The 17,370-nt window shown below is 73.1% G+C and carries 15 protein-coding genes; 5 read left to right on the top strand and 10 right to left on the bottom strand.

The window, feature by feature from the left end; all coding sequences use genetic code 11:
• On the bottom strand, window positions 1-1,519 hold a 1,519-nt coding region (locus BU52_RS07875; protein WP_037930337.1), incomplete at its 3' end, for a DNA repair ATPase.
• 70 nt (window positions 1,520-1,589) lie between these two features.
• Entirely contained in the window at window positions 1,590-3,635 is a 2,046-nt protein-coding gene (locus tag BU52_RS07870; RefSeq protein WP_037930335.1) for a flotillin family protein, read from the bottom strand.
• A 462-nt stretch (window positions 3,636-4,097) separates the two neighbouring features.
• On the opposite strand from BU52_RS07870, the gene BU52_RS07865 reads away from it, so the two are divergent.
• On the top strand, window positions 4,098-5,156 hold the full coding sequence (locus BU52_RS07865) for a PucR family transcriptional regulator (protein ID WP_037930398.1): 1,059 nt from the start codon (window positions 4,098-4,100) through the stop codon (window positions 5,154-5,156).
• 35 nt (window positions 5,157-5,191) lie between these two features.
• On the opposite strand, the gene BU52_RS07860 is transcribed toward BU52_RS07865, so the two are convergent.
• A complete protein-coding gene (locus BU52_RS07860; protein WP_037930332.1) occupies window positions 5,192-5,632 on the bottom strand; it encodes a DUF6299 family protein in 441 nt (146 codons plus the stop codon).
• A 234-nt stretch (window positions 5,633-5,866) separates the two neighbouring features.
• On the opposite strand from BU52_RS07860, the gene BU52_RS07855 reads away from it, so the two are divergent.
• Complete coding sequence (locus BU52_RS07855; protein ID WP_037930329.1) at window positions 5,867-6,061, top strand: DUF5999 family protein; 195 nt, start codon at window positions 5,867-5,869, stop codon at window positions 6,059-6,061.
• A gap of 15 nt (window positions 6,062-6,076) precedes the next feature.
• Here the strand turns inward: BU52_RS07855 and BU52_RS07850 are convergent, their stop codons facing one another.
• The 3 genes from BU52_RS07850 to BU52_RS07840 are packed head-to-tail and all read right to left on the bottom strand — an operon-like array spanning window position 6,077 to window position 8,481.
• The gene (locus tag BU52_RS07850) at window positions 6,077-6,901 is read right to left on the bottom strand and encodes an alpha/beta fold hydrolase (RefSeq protein ID WP_037930321.1); all 825 of its coding nucleotides are present in this window, start codon (window positions 6,899-6,901) and stop codon (window positions 6,077-6,079) included.
• Between the two features lie 27 nt (window positions 6,902-6,928).
• A complete protein-coding gene (locus tag BU52_RS07845; protein ID WP_037930318.1) occupies window positions 6,929-7,327 on the bottom strand; it encodes a RidA family protein in 399 nt (132 codons plus the stop codon).
• Entirely contained in the window at window positions 7,324-8,481 is a 1,158-nt protein-coding gene (locus BU52_RS07840) for an acyl-CoA dehydrogenase family protein (RefSeq protein ID WP_037930315.1), read from the bottom strand. The genes BU52_RS07845 and BU52_RS07840 overlap by 4 nt, the downstream gene beginning before the upstream one ends.
• 117 nt (window positions 8,482-8,598) lie before the next feature.
• On the opposite strand from BU52_RS07840, the gene BU52_RS07835 reads away from it, so the two are divergent.
• The gene (locus BU52_RS07835; RefSeq protein ID WP_037930312.1) at window positions 8,599-10,209 is read left to right on the top strand and encodes an AMP-binding protein; all 1,611 of its coding nucleotides are present in this window, start codon (window positions 8,599-8,601) and stop codon (window positions 10,207-10,209) included.
• Between the two features lie 34 nt (window positions 10,210-10,243).
• On the top strand, window positions 10,244-11,083 hold the full coding sequence (locus BU52_RS07830; protein ID WP_037930310.1) for a PaaX family transcriptional regulator: 840 nt from the start codon (window positions 10,244-10,246) through the stop codon (window positions 11,081-11,083).
• Between the two features lie 37 nt (window positions 11,084-11,120).
• Here BU52_RS07830 and BU52_RS07825 read toward each other — a convergent pair whose 3' ends face one another.
• Window positions 11,121-13,451, bottom strand: a complete 2,331-nt coding sequence (locus BU52_RS07825) for a bifunctional salicylyl-CoA 5-hydroxylase/oxidoreductase (protein ID WP_051858018.1) — start codon at window positions 13,449-13,451, stop codon at window positions 11,121-11,123.
• Between the two features lie 3 nt (window positions 13,452-13,454).
• Window positions 13,455-14,282, bottom strand: a complete 828-nt coding sequence (locus BU52_RS07820; protein WP_037930307.1) for an enoyl-CoA hydratase family protein — start codon at window positions 14,280-14,282, stop codon at window positions 13,455-13,457.
• 310 nt (window positions 14,283-14,592) lie between these two features.
• On the opposite strand from BU52_RS07820, the gene BU52_RS07815 reads away from it, so the two are divergent.
• A complete protein-coding gene (locus BU52_RS07815; RefSeq protein WP_037930303.1) occupies window positions 14,593-15,036 on the top strand; it encodes an ATP-binding protein in 444 nt (147 codons plus the stop codon).
• A gap of 19 nt (window positions 15,037-15,055) precedes the next feature.
• Here BU52_RS07815 and argF read toward each other — a convergent pair whose 3' ends face one another.
• On the bottom strand, window positions 15,056-16,063 hold the full coding sequence (argF, locus tag BU52_RS07810) for an ornithine carbamoyltransferase (RefSeq protein WP_037930301.1): 1,008 nt from the start codon (window positions 16,061-16,063) through the stop codon (window positions 15,056-15,058).
• A 59-nt stretch (window positions 16,064-16,122) separates the two neighbouring features.
• Window positions 16,123-17,346 carry an arginine deiminase gene (locus BU52_RS07805; protein WP_037930298.1) on the bottom strand — a complete coding sequence of 408 codons (1,224 nt, stop codon included), beginning with the start codon at window positions 17,344-17,346 and terminating at the stop codon, window positions 16,123-16,125.
• Window positions 17,347-17,370: the final 24 nt, after the last annotated feature.

The following is a 17,370-nucleotide window of genomic DNA, read 5'->3' as shown; positions in this document are numbered from 1 at the left end:
GCACCTCGTCCAACGGGGTCCGCAGGTCTTCGAGTTCGGTGTCCCCCAGCCAGTGGTGGGTGTCCGCGACGCGGACGCAGGCGGCAGCGAGCGTGCCGTAGATCCCGGCCGTCGGGGTGGGTTCGGCGGCCGACCGGGCCAGGGACAGGCAGTCGGAGATGCCGCGCACGAGGTCGGCGTTGCCGACCCGGGCCAGCGGCCCCTCGCCGGCGGGCCGGCCCGCGGCGTGGGTGTCGGAGACGTAGGGGGTGTCCCACAGCCGCACGGGGTGGACGCGGGCGGGCTCGTCGCCCTCGGGGCGCAGCAGGGCGAGGTGTCCGTCGTCGAACAGGGCCCAGCCGTGGCACGCCATCGGGGTGGCGACCGCCTCGCGGATCTGGTTGTACGACAGCAGCAGGCCGCGCCCGCGCCCGGGCGCGTGGAAGGCGTAGAGCACGTCCTCGCCGTGGGGCGAGCGCACCTCGCGTTCGAACTCCATCCCCGTGGTGTCGAGTTCGTACGTCTTGTGGGTGCCCGCGGCGAGGCAGTAGCCGCCGGGGAAGACGATGCCCTGGTCCTCGGGCAGCCGGCGGGCGCCCTGCCCGATGCCGTCGAGGCGGACGACGGTGCGGGCGAGGGTGTGGAAGACCAGGTAGCGGTGTGCGGTCTCCTTGTAGGGCAGGATCCGCAGCAGGACCAGGGGGCCGACGCGGGCGTGGGCGACGTCCGCGTCGGCGAGGGACTGCAGGGGCTCGTCGACCGGTTCGGTGTGGATGCCGTCGGGAGTGGTGGTGTCGTTCTCGGTCTTGACGGTGAGGGTGCCGCCGAGGGTGTCGACGAAGACCTCGCCCTGGACGGAGACGTGCGGGTGGCGGCCGAGGACGTGGTCCTCACGGGTGGTGGACGTCCAGTCGACAGCAGCGGGCGGGGTGAGCGCGTGGTCGCGGTCGCCGCGCGCGTCGAGGAACGCGGCGCGGCCGTCCTCGGTGACCGACCAGCGCAGGACACGGATGTCGCCGGCCTTCTCGCCGGTCTGGAAGACGGCGAGCAGCTTGCCGTCGAAACGGCGCAGCCTCAGCAGGCGGGCCTGCCGGTAGTAGCGGTGCAGGGCGGCGAACTCGCGCACGAAGCCGGGGTCGTCGAGGAGTCCCGGCACGGCGTCGTCGGGCAGCCGGTTCAGGTCGCGGTCGTGCGGGGCGAGGACGTCGCCGACGGCGGTGTCCCGGTCGGGGCGGGGCCGGGCCTCGTAGCCGAAGAGCAGCACGTCGCCCACGGCGACGATGTCGCGGGGCACGCAGGGGCGGTCGGTGTGCAGTCGCCCGGTGCCGGTGGGACGCAGCTCCGGGGCGCCGAACTCCTCGGCGCGGCGCCGGTTCAGCGCGTCGGCGCGGCGGGCCAGTTCGGCGGCCTGCGCGGTGAGGCGGTCCCGCAGGACCTGGTAGGCGCCGCCGTCCACGGCCTCGCGGCCGTCGAGGGCGCCGTCCGTGTCCGGGGTCCCGGGCCGGGCCGGGAGGGTGGGCTCGTGGGTGGCGGTGGTCATGGCTGCCTCTCGGGAAGGAAGCGGCCGGGAGCCGCCGTCCCCTGTGCGGCGGCTCCCGGCCGGGTGGTGGTCAGGCCCTGGCGCGGCCGTTCGGTCCGGCCAGCGGTGTGTCCGAGAGGCCCAGCTCACCCGCTTTCGCGATCAGTTGCTCGAACCGACCGGTGTTCTCCCCGCCCTGCTGCATCAGGCGCATCAGCAGCGCGGAGACCGTGAGGTTCTGCACGTCGGCCGTGGAGACGGAGCCCAGGACGCGGCTCAGGTCGTCGGTGAAGCTCGCCGAGCCGTCCAGCCAGGGCCCGGCGAGGGCCTGCGCCGTCTCGGAGTTCTGGACGAAGCCGTCCACGCTCCTGCCGAGCGCGATCGAGGACATGAGACGGTCGAAGAACACCGACTCCCCGCCGACGATGCTGATGTCCGCGTTCTCCAGTCCGGTGGCGAGGACGGTGGCCTGCGCCTCGGCGACCTGCCGCTGGACGTCGAGTCCGGCGAGCCGGACGTCCTTCTCGGCCTCCAGCCGCAGCCGGTACTCCTCGTGACCGCGGGACGCCTCGTCGAGGGCGGCCATCGCCGCCGCCTTCTCGGTGAGTCCGGCCGCCTCCGCGCGGAGCCTGCCCCCGATGGCCTCGGCGTCGGCGAGGGCCTTGGCCCGCGCGCCCTCGGCCTCCGCACGCATCCGGGCCTCGGCGGCGCCGGCCTCGGCGCGGCCCGCCTTCTCGATGACCTCTGCCTCCTTGTCGCGGACCTGTACGGCGGCGAGTCCCTCGGCAGCGGACTCCGCCTGGACCGCCTCGGCCAGCCGCAGCTTGGCCCGTGCGTCGAGGTCGGCGGTCTTCAACCGGGCTTCGGCGAGGGTAAGTTCCTCGGCGGCGCGGTGTGTGGCGGCCTGCTCGGCGGCCTCGGCGGCCTTGATGTCCTTGACCAGCTTCTCCTGCGCCTCGGCCTCGGCCGCGATGATCACGGCCTGGCGGTGCCGCTCTGCCTCCTCGACCGCGCGGAGCTTCAGGATCGACTCCTCCTGCTCGGCGACGGTACGGTCCACCGCGACCCGCTCCCGGACGACCTCGGCGATCTCCCGCTTCTCCGCCTCGACCTCCTTGTCGGCGGCGATCCTCGTCAGCTGGGTCTCCCGCTCACGGGCGATGACCTCGAGCAGGCGGTCCTTCTCGATGCGCTCGCTCTCCACGGCGATGACCCGCTCGCGGTTCTTGGCGGCGACGGCGACCTCGCGGGCCTGGTTCTCGCGCTGCACGCCGAGCTGTTCCTCGGTGCGCAGGAAGGCGCTCTGGGCCCGCAGCCGCTCCTCCTCCACCACCCGCGCGGTCTCGGCCTCCTCGCGGGCCCGCACGGTCTCGATCTCCCGCCTCTGCTTGATCTCGGCGTCGGCCTGCCGGCGTTCGAGTTCCAGGATCGCCTCGCGCGCGTCGACGTCCTGCCGGGTGATCTCCTTCTGCTCGCTCCGCTGGGCCTCGTTGGTGCGGACGTGCTCCACGGCCGTCAGCTCGGTGATCTTGCGGATGCCCTGCGCGTCGAGCACGTTGCCCGGGTCGAGCTGGGTCAGCGGCGTCTGCTCCAGGTAGTCGATCGCCGCGTCCTCGAGGTGATAGCCGTTCAGGTCGACACCGATGACCTCGATGATCCGGTACCGCAGTTCCTCGCGCTTGGTGTAGAGGTCGGTGAAGTCCATCTGCTTGCCGACGGTCTTCAGCGCCTCGGAGAACTTCGCGTGGAACAGCTCCTGGAGGGTGTCGCGGTCGCTGGCCCGCGCGGTGCCGACGGCCTGGGCGACCTTGATGACGTCGTCGACGGTCTTGCTGACCTTGACGAAGAAGGTGATGCGGATGTCCGCGCGGATGTTGTCCCGGCAGATCAGTCCCTCCTTGCCTGCCCGGGTGATCTCGATCGTCTTCACCGAGATGTCCATCACCTCGGCCTTGTGCAGCACCGGCAGCACGACCGACCCGGTGAACGTCACGTCGACCTTGCGGGTCCTGGAGACGATCAGTGCCTTGCCCTGCTCCACCTTCCGGAACAGCTTGGAGACGACGAGCAGGCCGATGAGCACGAACAGCAGGGCGACGCCGGCGAGTACGGCGATGCCCACGGTGGCGGCGTCCATGGGACACGTCCTTCTGGGCTGAGAAATGAGCAGAAGTCGGGCGGAGTGGTGCCTGGTCACCGAGGCGGGTGAATGTCCGGTGGAGGGGGAGACGGTTCAGGCGGTGCCGCGGTTCTGCGGCGGGCACGGACGGCCGGCGTCCGCTGCCCGGCGCGCCGCACGCGACCCGCCCTCCACGAACCGAGGGGCGTGCAGGTCCGCGGCGGGCTTCACATGCATGTGCGTCCCCGCCCCTCCCCGTTCACCACGCGATGCCCTCGGGCAGCGCTGCTCCCCTCCGGTCCCGGCGCGGGACACCTGCCGGTGTCCGGCACCGGAACCGTCCGCGGTGCTCCCCGCGGCCATGATGCCCGGCGGGCGTGCGGGCGCGCATTGCCGGTTTCCGGCAAGGTTCACTAGGGTCTGCGTGCCGACGCGTCCACACGAGGGCGCCAGGAACGCGTCATGATCCGAGGGGGCGATCTGATGGATCGGGAGATTCCGGAGCAGTATCTGGACGGCTGCGCCGAGATACTGGCCGAGGTGGCGGCGACGGGCAGACGCCTCACCCGGGACGAGATCGCCTCGCGGCGGGTTCTGGGGGAACGGGCCGCGGAGGCCGGTTTCGGGCTGAGGTCCCTCGTCAGCGCACACCTGAGCGCCGCCCGCGGGGCGTGGCCGCGCGGCGCCGCCTCGGCGGACGGCGCGCTCGCTGCCGTCCAGCAGGTCGTGGACGCGTTCGCCGAGGGCTACGAGCGGGCACAGCGCATGGCGGTGCGTCAGGAGGAGGCCGCACGACGGGAGTTCATCGACGACCTGCTCTACGGCCGCAGCGACCTGGGCCGGCTCGCCGAGCGCGCCGAGCGTTTCGGTCTGCGGCTGTCCCACGAGCACGCGGTGGCCGTCGCGCGGGGGCCGGTCGCCTACGAGGAGGGCGATCCGGTGCCGCGGCAGGTGGAGCGCGCTCTCCTGTCCCGATTCGGTGACCGCAGCATCCTGCTCACCACCAAGGACGGCCGGCTGCTGTGCGTCGCGCCGGGGCACCAGTCCGAGGTGCTCACCCACTTCGCCAAGCAGGCGCACGCCGCCACCGACGGCGGCCAGGTCGCCGTGGGCCGCCCGCAGCCCGGCCCCGGCGGGGTCGTCCAGTCGTACGAGGAGGCCCTGAGCTCCCTGGAGATCGCCGAGCGGCTGGGGCTGGACGACCCGGTGCTGCGCGCCGCCGATCTGCTCGTCTACCCGGTACTGGCCCGCGACCGCCAGGCCATGGCCGACCTGGTCCACAACACCCTGGGACCGCTCACCACGGCGCGGGGCGGTGCCCAGCCCCTCCTCGACACGCTCACCGCCTACTTCGACTCCGGCTGTGTCGCCGCGGAGGCGGCCCGGCGGCTCTCCCTGAGCGTGCGCGCGCTGACGTACCGTCTGGAGCGCATCGGCAGGCTCACCGGCGCCAACCCCTCGGACCCGTCGCACCGCTACATGCTCCAGACGGCGGTCATCGGCGCGCGTCTGCTGGACTGGCCGGCCGGCGGCCCGTGACGGCCGGCCCGGTCGGCGGCGGGAGCAGCGGCCGGTCAGGCCAGGACCAGGGTGACGTCCTGGTTCCCGACGGCGTGGAAGACGGGCTCCAGGAGGATGCCCTCCGGGCGCAGTTCCACGACCGTGGCCTCGACGTGTGCCGGACCGGCCTTCAGCACGTCGCCGGGTGCGCGGCCGGTGTTCTCCCAGCGGTGCTCCTCGCCGTCGCAGACCGCGCGGGTACCGCCGATGCCGTACCGGAGCGTGGGCGTGGACTGACTGACCGAGGAGCCGACGAAGACCGGTCCGGTGCCGGAGAGACAGCGGTAGGTGCCGGAGAGGGTGACGGTGCCGTCGGCGGCGATCCGCCCCTCCGCGTCCACCGTCACGGTCTGAGTGGGGTCGGCCGGCGCGGCCGCCGAGGGGGCTGCCGCGGCGGTGCCGAGCAGCAGGAGCGCGGCAGCGGCCGCCGCGCCGAGGATGGGACGTGCGGACACGGGGAACCTCCGGAATGAGCGGAACGAGGCTCTCCACCAGTACCCGGCGCACGGGCCCGCGGCCACTCGTCGTCACCCTTCGGTGGCGGAGCCGCACCGGCCGTCGGGGAACCGTCCCCGGATCGTCCCGGAGCTGTCACGCTTCACGGCGGGGCGTTCCGGCGGGTTCCGGGTCAGGCGCATGGTCGTTCCGTACGACCCCTTCGGACCGTTCCACCGACGTGGAGGTGCGCCATGTGTGCCCACCAGCCTTCCTGCCCCCGGACCGGAACCCCCACCCCGCACGTGGTGGCCGCTCACCCCGAGCAGGGCTGGAACCTGCTCTGCGACGGTTCGGTCGTCTTCGACGACACCGGCGAGCTGCTCCCCGACGGCCGGGTGGTCGCCCCGCACCGGGGGCCCGCCGGCCGGCTCGTGGCCGCCGCCTGACCCCGGTCGTGCCGCTCACCCCTCCGCGACGAACCACCGCAGCAGGGAGGCGAGCCGCTGCGGCCGGTCCTCGGCGATCAGCGTCCGCGTGTTCGTGATCTCCACCAGTCGGCCCCGCGGCAGAAGTTCGGCGAGCAGGCGGCCGTGCTCGCGGGGCATCATCCGGTCCTCGGTGGCCCAGACGATCAGGGCGGGCCGGTCGAAGTACCGCAGCCCCTGGGCGGCCTCCAGCAGTTCGGTGCGCCGGACGTGGGTCCCGTAGTGCCGGAAGTCCCGCCGGATCGCCGGGTCGGTGCGCAGGGGACGCAGCCAGCCGTCGACGATCTCGTCCGGCACAGGGCGCTTGGTGAGCGCGCCGAGTCCGATCGGGAGCCTGCGCAGCGGTCTCAGACCCAGCGTGCGGACCATGAGCGGGATGCCGCCGGGCACCCTGCAGGCCAGGCCGATCGTCTTGCCGGGCAGCCCCGGCGGGTAGTTGTCGAAGGCCTCGCAGGAGATCAGCACCAGCCGCGCCAGCCGCTCGGGGTGGCGGGCCGCGACCGTCTGGGCGCGGCCGCAGTCGCTCTCGACGAGGGTGACGTCCCGCAGGTCCAGCCGGTCGAGGAACTCCGCGATCAGCTCGTTGACCGAATCGGGCGTGGGCGGCCTGGTCATCGGCCTGCGGTGCGAGCCGTACGGCAGCGTCGGCGCGAGCAGCCGGTGGTCGGTGCGCAGTTCGGCGATGACGTGCCGCCAGACGGTGGAGTCGTGCACGAGTCCGTGCAGCAGGACGACGACCGGCCCCTCACCTCCCGTGTCCTCGTACTCGACGGTGCCCGCGCTGAGCTCGATCTCCGGCATGGCGTCAGGCTACGGAAACGTGTCGGGTCAGGGCAGCAGGGCGAAGCCGTCGAGCTCCACCAGCGCCCGTTCGTCCCACAGACGGACCACCTGGACGACCGCCATCGCCGGGTAGTCGCGTCCGGCCAGCTCCCGCCAGATCCCACCGAGTTCACGGGCGTGGGCGCGGTACGCGGCGACGTCGGTGGCATAGACCGTGACGCGGGCCAGGTCGGCCGGGGTGCCGCCGGCGGCGCGCAGGGCGGTGAGCAGGTTGGCGAGGGCCCGGGTGAACTGTTCGGGCAGGGTGTCACCGGTCACCCGGCCGTCGGAGTCGAGGGCGGTCTGGCCGGCCAGGAACACCAGCCGGGAGCCGGAGGCGACGACGGCGTGCGAGAAGCCGGCCGGCGGGGAGAGTTCGGGCGGATTGACGCGCTCGGCGGTCACCGGTCCTCCTGGTGCTCGCAAGACCCCTGGTACGTCTCGCCGTCCCTGTACAACTCCTTGGCGATGATGCCCCGTTGCACTTCGCTCGCCCCCTCGTAGACACGGGGCGCGCGGACCTCGCGGTAGAGGTGTTCGAGCAGGTGTCCGCGTTGCAGGGCACAGGCACCGTGCAGCTGGACGGCCCGGTCGACGACGTACTGCGCGGTCTCGGTGGCCAGCAGTTTCGCCATCGCGGCGCGCCGGGGCACGTCGGAGGCGCCCCCGTCGTGGGCCGTGGCGGCCGCGTACACCATGAGCCGGGCCGACTCCGTGCGCAGGGCCATCTCGGCGACCTGGTGGGCGACGGACTGCAGATCCTTCAGCTTGCCGCCGAACGCGTCCCGCCGTGCGGTGTGGCCGAGGGTCGCGTCCAGGGCTGCCTGTGCCATGCCGACCGCGAAGGCGCCGACGCTGGGCCGGAACAGGTTGAGGGTGTCCATGGCGACCCGGAAGCCGCCGTCGGGCTCGCCGAGCACGTCGTCGGCGGTCACCGGCACGCCGTCGAAGCAGAGGGCGCCGATGGGGTGCGGGGAGAGCATGTCGAGGCGGTCGCCGGTGAGGCCGGGGCGGTCGGCGGGGACCAGGAAGGCGGTCACGCCCCGGGCGCCGGCGCCCGGGGTGGTGCGGGCGAAGACGGTGTAGAAGTCGGCCTCGGGCGCGTTGGAGATCCAGCGCTTCTCGCCCGTGAGCCGCCACCCGGAGGGGCCGTCGGGGCGGGCGGCGAGCGACAGTGCCGCCGCGTCCGAGCCGGCTCCCGGCTCGCTGAGCGCGAACGCCGCGACTACCGTGCCGTCGCTCACCCCGGGGATCCAGCGGTCGCGCTGGGCGGGGGTGCCGTGGGCGTGCACCGGGTGGGCGCCCAGGCCCTGGAGGGCGAGGGCCGTCTCCGCCTCGGTGCAGGCGTGGGCCAGGCACTCGCGCATCAGGCACAGGTCGAGGGCGCCGGAGCCGAACAGACGGGGCAGCAGGCCGAGGGCGCCCAGTTCGGCGACCAGGGCGCGGTTGACCCGGCCGGGTTCCCCCTTCTCGGCGAGCGGGCGCAGCCGCCGCGCGGCCAGCGTGCGCAGCTGAGCGCACCAGGCGAGTTGTGCCGGTTCGAGCGAGAATGCGGTCATCGCCGGTCCCTTCCCTCGCCGCTGGGCCACTCCCGAGGCTATCGCGGACCGTTGACTGCCGTCACCAACACGATACGCTCCTGATGCGAGCCCACCACGGCAAGGGGGCGGAACGTCATGAATCCACGGGCCACCGCGCACGTCGACACCTTCGCCCGCGACCATCTCCCGCCACCCGGCCAGTGGCCCGAGCTCCGCTTCGACCTGCCGGAACTGCGCTACCCCGACCGGCTGAACTGCGCCGCGGAACTGCTGCACGGTCCGCCCGCCGGCCGGCCGGTGTTCCACACGCCCGACGGCCCGACGTGGACGTACGGCGCACTGCGCTCCCGGGTGGACCGGCTCGCGCACCTCCTCACCGGCGACCTCGGAGTCGTCCCCGGCAACCGGGTACTGCTGCGCGGCCCCACCACGCCATGGCTCGCCGCGTGCTGGCTGGCGGTGCTGAAGGCGGGCGCGGTCGCCGTCACCGTGCTGGCCCAACAGCGCGCGCACGAGTTGCGCACCATCTGCTCGATCGCCGAGGTGCGCCACGCCCTGTGCGACGTCCGGGCCGTCGACGACCTCGCCAAGGCGGAGATCACCGGCCTGAGGGTCGCCACGTACGGGGGTGACTCCCCGGACGACCTGCTCAACCGGCCGGCGCCCGGCACACCGTACGAGGCCGTGCCCACCGCGGCGGACGACGTGGCGCTGATCGCCTTCACCTCCGGCACCACCGGCCGGCCCAAGGGCTGCATGCACTTCCACCGGGACGTCCTGGCGATCGCCGACACCTTCTCCCGGCACGTCCTCAAGCCCGTGCCGGACGACGTCTTCACCGGCAGTCCCCCGCTCGGCTTCACCTTCGGCCTGGGCGGCCTCGTGGTCTTCCCGCTGCGGGCCGGAGCGAGCGCCCTGCTGCTCGAACAGGCGCATCCGCCGCAGTTGCTGGCGGCGATCGCCGAGCACCGGGTGTCGGTGCTGTTCACCGCGCCCACCGCCTACCGCGCGATGCTCGGCGAGGCGGCCGGCCACGACCTCTCCTCGCTGCGCCGCTGTGTCTCCGCGGGCGAGAACCTGCCGGCCGCCACCTGGAACGCCTGGCACGAACGCACCGGCCTGCGCATCATCAACGGCATCGGCGCCACCGAACTGCTGCACATCTTCGTCTCCGCCGCCGACGAGCACATCAGACCCGGGACGACCGGCGTCCCCGTGCCCGGCTGGGACGCCCGTGTGCAGGACGCGGACGGCACGCCCGTGCCCGACGGCCGGCCGGGGCTGCTCGCGGTGCGCGGACCCGTCGGCTGCCGCTACCTCGCCGATCCGCGCCAGCGGGACTACGTGCGGGACGGCTGGAACATCACCGGCGACACCTATGTCCGTGAACCGGACGGCTACTTCCGGTACGTGGCGCGCGCCGACGACATGATCATCTCGGCGGGGTACAACATCGCGGGACCGGAGGTCGAGGACGCCCTGCTGCGGCACCCGGACGTCGTGGAGGCCGCCGTGGTCGGGCGGCCCGACGCGGCGCGCGGCCAGGTCGTGGTGGCGTACGCGGTGCTCAGGGAGGGCGCCGAACGCGACGCCGGGGCACTGCGCGCCTTCGTGAAGTCGGAACTCGCGCCGTTCAAGTGCCCCCGTGAGATCGTCTTCCTGGAGTCGCTGCCGCGCACGGCCACCGGCAAGCTGCAGCGGTTCCGGCTGCGCGTTCCGGCAGGTACGGGGGACGAGGGGGGCTGATGCCGGGGAACGGCGTCCGTCGTCACGACCTAAGATGATCAACGTGTCCGACCAGCATGCTCCACGGTCTCTCATCGTCACGCTCTACGGCGCGTACGGCCGCTTCGCGCCGGGCCCGGTGCCCGTCGCCGAGCTGATCCGGCTGCTGGCCGCGGTCGGCGTGGACGCCCCGTCCGTGCGTTCCTCGGTGTCCCGGCTCAAACGGCGCGGGCTGCTCGTCCCGGCCCGCACCGCACGCGGCGCCGCCGGGTACGAACTGTCCCCGGACGCACGCCAGCTGCTGGACGACGGCGACCGCCGCATCTACGCCACCGCTCCGCCCCGGGACGAGGGCTGGGTGCTCGCGGTGTTCTCGGTGCCCGAGTCCGAGCGGCAGAAGCGGCACGTGCTGCGCTCCCGGCTGTCCGGCCTGGGCTTCGGCACGGCGGCGCCGGGTGTGTGGATCGCCCCCGCCCGGCTGTACGACGAGACCCGGCACACCCTGGAGCGCCTGCGCCTCGACGGGTACGTCGACCTCTTCCGCGGGGAGCACCTCGGCTTCGCGCCCACCGCGGAGGCGGTCGCCCGCTGGTGGGACCTGGCCGGCATCGCGGAGCGGCACGAGGCGTTCCTGGAGCGGCACGCGCGCGTGCTGCGCGCATGGGAACAGCGCGGCGACACCCCGCCCGAGGAGGCCTACCGCGACTACCTGCTCGCCCTGGACTCCTGGCGCCACCTCCCCTACACGGACCCGGGCCTGCCCGCCGCCCTGCTCCCCGGTGACTGGCCCGGCACGCGCTCGGCGGCCGTCTTCCAGGCGTTGCACGAGCGGCTCCGCGACGCGGGGGCGGGCTACGCGGCACTGGAGTGCGAGCGGCCCGAGCCGGCCCCGTAGCCGTTCCGCGTCACACGCGTCGCCGGCCCGGGCGGTGTCACTCCCCCAGCGTGAGCCGGGGCCTGGGCGCGTCGGTGCGTCCGGTCTGCGGAGGACGGCTGCCCGCGCGGTACGGCGCGGGCCAGACGACGCCCGGGCCCTCGTAGCCCTGTTCGGCAGCCGCGTGCAACGTCCAGTGCGGGTCGTAGAGATGGGGCCGGGCCAGGGCGCACAGATCCGTACGGCCGGCGAGCAGGAGCGAGTTGACGTCGTCCCACGAGGAGATCGCACCGACCGCGATCACCGGGACGCCGGCCTGGTTGCGCACCCGGTCGGCGAAGGGGGTCTGGTACGAGCGGCCGAACTCCGGTTTCTCCTCGGCGACCACCTGGCCGGTCGACACGTCGATCGCGTCCGCGCCGTGCGCGGCGAAGGCACGGGCGACGGCGACCGCGTCCTCGGCCGTCAGGCCGCCCTCCGCCCAGTCCGTGGCGGAGATGCGGACGGTCATCGGCCGGTCCCCGGGCCAGACCGCGCGCACCGCGTCGAAGACCTCCAGCGGGAAGCGGAGCCGCTTCTGAGGTGAGCCGCCGTAGGCGTCCGTGCGGCGGTTGGTGAGCGGGGAGAGGAAACCGGAGAGCAGGTAGCCGTGGGCGCAGTGCAGTTCCAGCAGGTCGAAACCGGCCCTCGCGGCCCGCGCCGTGGCGGCCGTGAACTGCTCCCTCAGGTCGGTGAGCTGGGCGCGGGACAGCTCCCTGGGGACCTGACTGCCCGGCTTGTACGGCAGGGGCGAGGCGGCGACGAGGGGCCAGTTGCCGTCGTCGAGCGGTTCGTCCATGCCCTCCCACATCAGCTTGGTCGAGCCCTTGCGCCCGCTGTGGCCGAGCTGCACGCCGATCGCGGTGCCGGGCGCCCGCTCGTGCACGAAGCCGGTGATCCGCCGCCAGGCCTCGGTCTGCCGGCCGGTCCACAGACCGGCACAGCCCGGGGTGATGCGGCCCTCCGGGCTGACGCACACCATCTCCGTCATCACCAGTCCCGCGCCGCCGAGCGCACGGGCCCCCAGGTGGACGAGGTGGAAGTCGCCGGGAAGGCCGTCGACCGCCGAGTACATGTCCATGGGCGAGACGACGACCCGGTTGCGCAGGGTCAGACCGCGCAGGCGGAACGGCGTGAACATCGGGGGCGTACCGGGCGGGCAGCCGAACCCGCGCTCCACCGCCTCGGTGAACCGGGCGTCGCGCAGCCGCAGGTTGCCGTGGGTGACGCGGCGGCTGCGGGTGAGCAGGTTGAAGGCGAACTGGCGGGGCGGCTGACCGAGGTACAGGGGGAGGTTCTCGAACCACTCAAGGCTGGCCCGGGCCGCGCGCTGGGTGGACGCGACGACGGGACGGCGTTCCGCCTCGTACGCGGTCAGCGCGCCGTCGAGGGAGGGGTGTTCGCGCAGGCACGCGGCGAGCGCCAGCGCGTCCTCCACGGCGAGCTTGGTGCCGGAGCCGATGGAGAAGTGGGCGGTGTGGGCGGCGTCGCCGAGGAGCACGACGTTCCCGTGCGACCAGCGTGCGTTGACGACCGTGCGGAAGGTGGTCCACGCCGAGTCGTTGGACCTCAGCGGGCGTCCCCCGAGTGCGTCGGCGAAGATCTTGGCGCAGCGCTCGACGGACTCCGTCTCGTCCATCTCGCCGAATCCGGCGGCGCGCCAGACCTCTTCGCGCATCTCGACGATCACGGTGGAGGCGGCACCGGCCGCGTAGGGGTAGCCGTGCAGCTGCATCACGCCGTGCTCGGTCTCGGCGATCTCGAAACGGAAGGCGTCGAAGGCGAAGTCCGCGGCGAGCCAGATGTAGCGGCAGCGGTGTGCGGTGATCCGGGGCCGGAACACGTCCGCGAAGGCCTCACGCGTGGTGCTGTGCACTCCGTCGGCGGCCACCACCAGGTCGTACGTCTCGGCCAGCCGGGCCGGGTCGGGGGCCTGGGCCCGGAAGCGGAGCTCGACGCCGAGGGAGCGGCAGCGCTCGTGCAGGATCTCCAGGAGGCGGCGGCGGCCGAGGGCGGCAAAGCGGTGTCCTGAGGAGGTGTGGCGGGTGCCCCGGTGCACGATGTCGATGTCGTCCCAGCGGACGAAGTCCCGTTCGAGGGCCGCGTACACCTGCGGGTCGGCGTGTTCGATCCCGCCCAGGGTCTCGTCCGAGAGGACGACGCCGAAGCCGAAGGTGTCGTCCGGGGCGTTGCGCTCCCAGAGGGTGATCCGCCGGCCGGGGTCGAGGCGCTTGAGCAGCGCGGCGGTGTAGAGGCCGCCGGGGCCTCCACCGATGATCGCGACGCGGAGGGGGCGGCTGTGCCCGTCGGGCGGCCGCGGGCCGGGAGCGGTTCCCTCGGCTGACGGCATCCGCTACCTCCCCCGCCACTTCGGGGCGCGCTTCTCCGTGAAGGCGGCGTGGAACTCGGCGTAGTCCTCGCCGTTCATCAGGAGGGCCTGGGTCGACGCGTCCAGTTCCACCGCCGCCGCCAGGGGCATGTCCAGTTCGGACGTCAGCAGGGCCTTGGTCTGCGCGTGGGCCAGGGCGGGACCGTCGGCGAGCCGGCGGGCCAGGGCCCGGGCGGCCTCGTCGGCGTGGCCCTCGTCGGTGAGCTCGCTGATCAGGCCGATCCGCTCGGCCTCCGGTGCGCGCACCGGATCGCCCAGCATCAGCAGCCGGGTGGCGTGCCCCAGGCCGACGACCCTCGGCAGCAGGTAGGCGGCGCCCATGTCGCCGCCCGACAGGCCGACCCGGGTGAAGAGGAAGGCGAAGCGGGCGCTGGGGTCGGCGACCCGGAAGTCGGCGGCCAGGGCGAGGACGGCCCCGGCGCCCGCGGCCACTCCGTGCACCGCGGCGATCACCGGGAACGGGCACTCCCGTACGGCGCGCACCACCTGGCCGGTCATCCGGTTGAAGTCGAGCAGCTGGGCGGTGTCCATCGAGAGGGTCGCGCCGATGATCTCGTCGACGTCGCCGCCGGAGCAGAAGCCGCGCCCCTCACCGGCCAGCACCAGGGCCCGTACGGCCCGCTCCCGGGACAGTTCGGCGAGCAGGTCGCGCAGGTCGGCGTAGGCGCCGAAGGTGAGCGCGTTGAGCTTGTCGGGGCGGGCGAGGGTGACGGTGGCGACGCCGTCGGCCAGGTCGACGCGCAGATGCTCCCAGCGGGCGGTGCGGGTGGCGGAGCCGGTGAAGGGACTCATGCGGGCGGCCTCCTCGGGCGGCGCTGCGCTGCTCACTGAGCTCTACCCCATGAAGTTATCACTTCTTGGTGACTGTCGTCATGAGTGCGCGATACGCCGTCCGGGGGCCGTCACATCCGTCACAGGTCGTCGACATGCCGGTAACGGCGGGACCGGGCGTGCGCGGCGCGGCGCCGGCGTGGGTAGGCCGCCCGGTGCCGGGGCCGGACGCCCCGGACGGCGCCCGGACAGGCTCCGGGGCCCGCCCCCGCCAAGGGCGGCACCGGGGTGCGCCGTACCATTGACGGTTGAATGCAGGAGCACCCGCTCCATGAACGGACCCGCTGTGCACGAACCCCCCGCCGCTTCCACCTCCTGGCGCGTCGCGCTGCCGCACACCACCGCGGCAGTGCCCGTGGCGCGCGCACTGGTCCGCACGGCACTGGCCGAGCGGAAGCACTCCGCCGACCGCGACACGGCGGAGCTGCTGACGGCGGAACTGGTGGCCAACGCCGTGGAGCACACCCCGGGGAGCGCCCCGATCGAGCTGGTGGTGCGGCTGCTGCCGGCCGGCTTCCAGGTCGAGGTGCACGACGCCGACCCGGCGCCGCCCGGCGACCTCACCCGCCCGGCGTCCGGCGCGCCGGACCCCTGGCAGGAGCACGGGCGGGGACTGCTGCTCATCCGCACCCTGAGCTCGTCCTGCGGTCACCGCCCCACCGAGTCCGGCAAGGCGGTCTGGTTCCGGCTGCCGGGCCAGCGGCGCCCGCTCTGAGGGGGCCGGCCGCCCCGCTTCAGGCGAGGGTCGCGACCAGGACCGCCTTGATCGTGTGCATGCGGTTCTCCGCCTCGTCGAAGACCAGCGAGTGCGCCGACTCGAACACCTCGTCGGTCACCTCCAGCGACTCCAGGCCGTGCGCCTCGTACACCTCGCGGCCCACCTGGGTGCCGAGGTCGTGGAAGGCGGGCAGGCAGTGCAGGAACCCGACGTCCGGGTTGCCGGTGGCGCGCAGGACGTCCATGGTCACCGCGTACGGCGCGAGGGCGGCGATCCGCTCGCCCCAGACCTCCTTGGGCTCACCCATGGACACCCAGACGTCCGTGGCGACGAAGTCGGCGCCCGCGACGCCCTCGGCGATCTCCTCGGTGAGCGTGATGCGGGCCCCGCTGGACGCGGCGAGCCCGCGGGCCCGGTCGACGACCTCCTGGGCGGGCCAGTAGGTCTTCGGGGCGACGATGCGCACGTCCATGCCCAGCAGGGCCCCGGTGACCAGGTAGGAGTTGCCCATGTTGAAGCGGGCGTCGCCGAGGTAGGCGAAGGCGGTCTGCGTGAGCGCCTTGGGGCTGTGCTCGGTCATGGTGAGGACGTCGGCGAGCATCTGGGTGGGGTGCCAGTCGTCGGTGAGACCGTTGTAGACGGGAACGCCGGCGTACCGCGCCAGCTCCTCCACCTTGGCCTGGCTGTCCCCGCGGTACTCGATGCCGTCGTACATCCGGCCCAGCACCCTGGCGGTGTCCCTCACGGACTCCTTGTGGCCCATCTGCGAGCCCGACGGATCGAGGTAGGTCGTCGAGGCACCCTGGTCCGCGGCCGCGACCTCGAACGCGCAGCGCGTGCGCGTCGAGGTCTTCTCGAAGATCAGCGCGATGTTCCTGCCCCGCAGGTACCGGTGCTCGGCCCCGGCCCGCTTGGCGGCCTTCAGCTCGGCGGCCAGCTCCAGCAGGCCGAGGAACTCCTCCGCCGTGAAGTCCACCTCCTTGAGGAAGTGGCGGCCGGCGAGGGCGGTCGGGACAGTCGCCATGGGACGCTCCAGGGACGAGGGACACGAATCCTTGGAAGTGTATACGAGGATTTGTATTTCTATACGGCGTCTCGCTGTACGGGACAGCTCATGCAGCGCGGCCCGCCCCTGCCCCGCCCGAGCTCGCTGCCGGGGATCTCTATCACCTCGATGCCCTGCTTGCGCAGATGTGTGTTGGTGGTGGAGTTCCGTTCGTAGGCGACGACGACGCCCGGTTCGACGGCCAGCACGTTGCAGCCGTCGTCCCACTGCTCGCGCTCGGCCGCGTGGACGTCCTGGGTCGCGGTCAGCACCCGGATCTCGCTGAGCCCGAGCGCGGCGGCGATCGCGCGGTGCATGTGCTCCGGCGGATGGTCGGTGACCTTCAGCTCCTTGTCGTCCGCGCCGGGCTCGATGGTGTACGAGCGGAGCATGCCCAGCCCCGCGTACTGGGTGAAGGTGTCGCCGTCGACCATGGTCATCACGGTGTCGAGGTGCATCAGGGCGCGTCTCTTCGGCATGTCGAGGGCCACGATCGTACGGGCCGAACCGGCCGCGAAGAGTTTGTGCGCGAGCATCTCCACGGCCTGCGGGGTGGTGCGCTCGCTCATCCCGATGAGCACCGCGCCGTTGCCGATGACCAGCACGTCGCCGCCCTCGATGGTGGACGGGTAGTCGGCCTGTCCCTCGGACCAGAGGTGGAAGGACTCCTCGCGGAACAGCGGATGGTGCCGGTAGATCGCCTCGAAGTGCACGGTCTCGCGCTGCCGGGCGGGCCAGCGCATCGCGTTGATGGAGACGCCGTCGTAGATCCAGGCGGAGGTGTCGCGGGTGAAGAGGTGGTTGGGCAGCGGGCGGAGCAGGAAGTCGTCGAGCTCCATCGCGTGGAAGCGCACGGAGGTCGGCTCCGGGTGGGCGTCCAGGAACTCCCGCTTGGTCATCCCGCCGACCAGCGCCTCGGCCAGTTCGGGCGCCGGGAGCGTCTCGAAGGCGGCACGCAGGTGGTCGGTGGCCAGCGGGCCGTACTCCTTCTCGTCGAAGACGCGGTCCAGGACGAGCGCACGGGCCGCCGGGAGCGCGAGCGTCTCGGAGAGCAGGTCACCGAAGAGGTGGACGGTGACACCGCGGTCGCGCAGGACGTCGGCGAATCCGTCGTGCTCGGCGCGCGCCCGGCGCACCCAGAGCACGTCGTCGAAGAGCAGGGCGTCCTTGTTGCTGGGGGTGAGCCTTTTGAGCTCGAGATCGGGCCGGTGCAGGATGACGCGGCGCAGCCGACCGGCCTCGGAGTCGACGTGGTAGGTCATGCCTCCATCCTGACCACCATGCCG

It is taken from the genome of Streptomyces toyocaensis, from assembly GCF_000725125.1.
GTDB lineage: Bacteria > Actinomycetota > Actinomycetes > Streptomycetales > Streptomycetaceae > Streptomyces > Streptomyces toyocaensis.
This window is presented reverse-complemented; position numbering and strand designations above follow the sequence as displayed.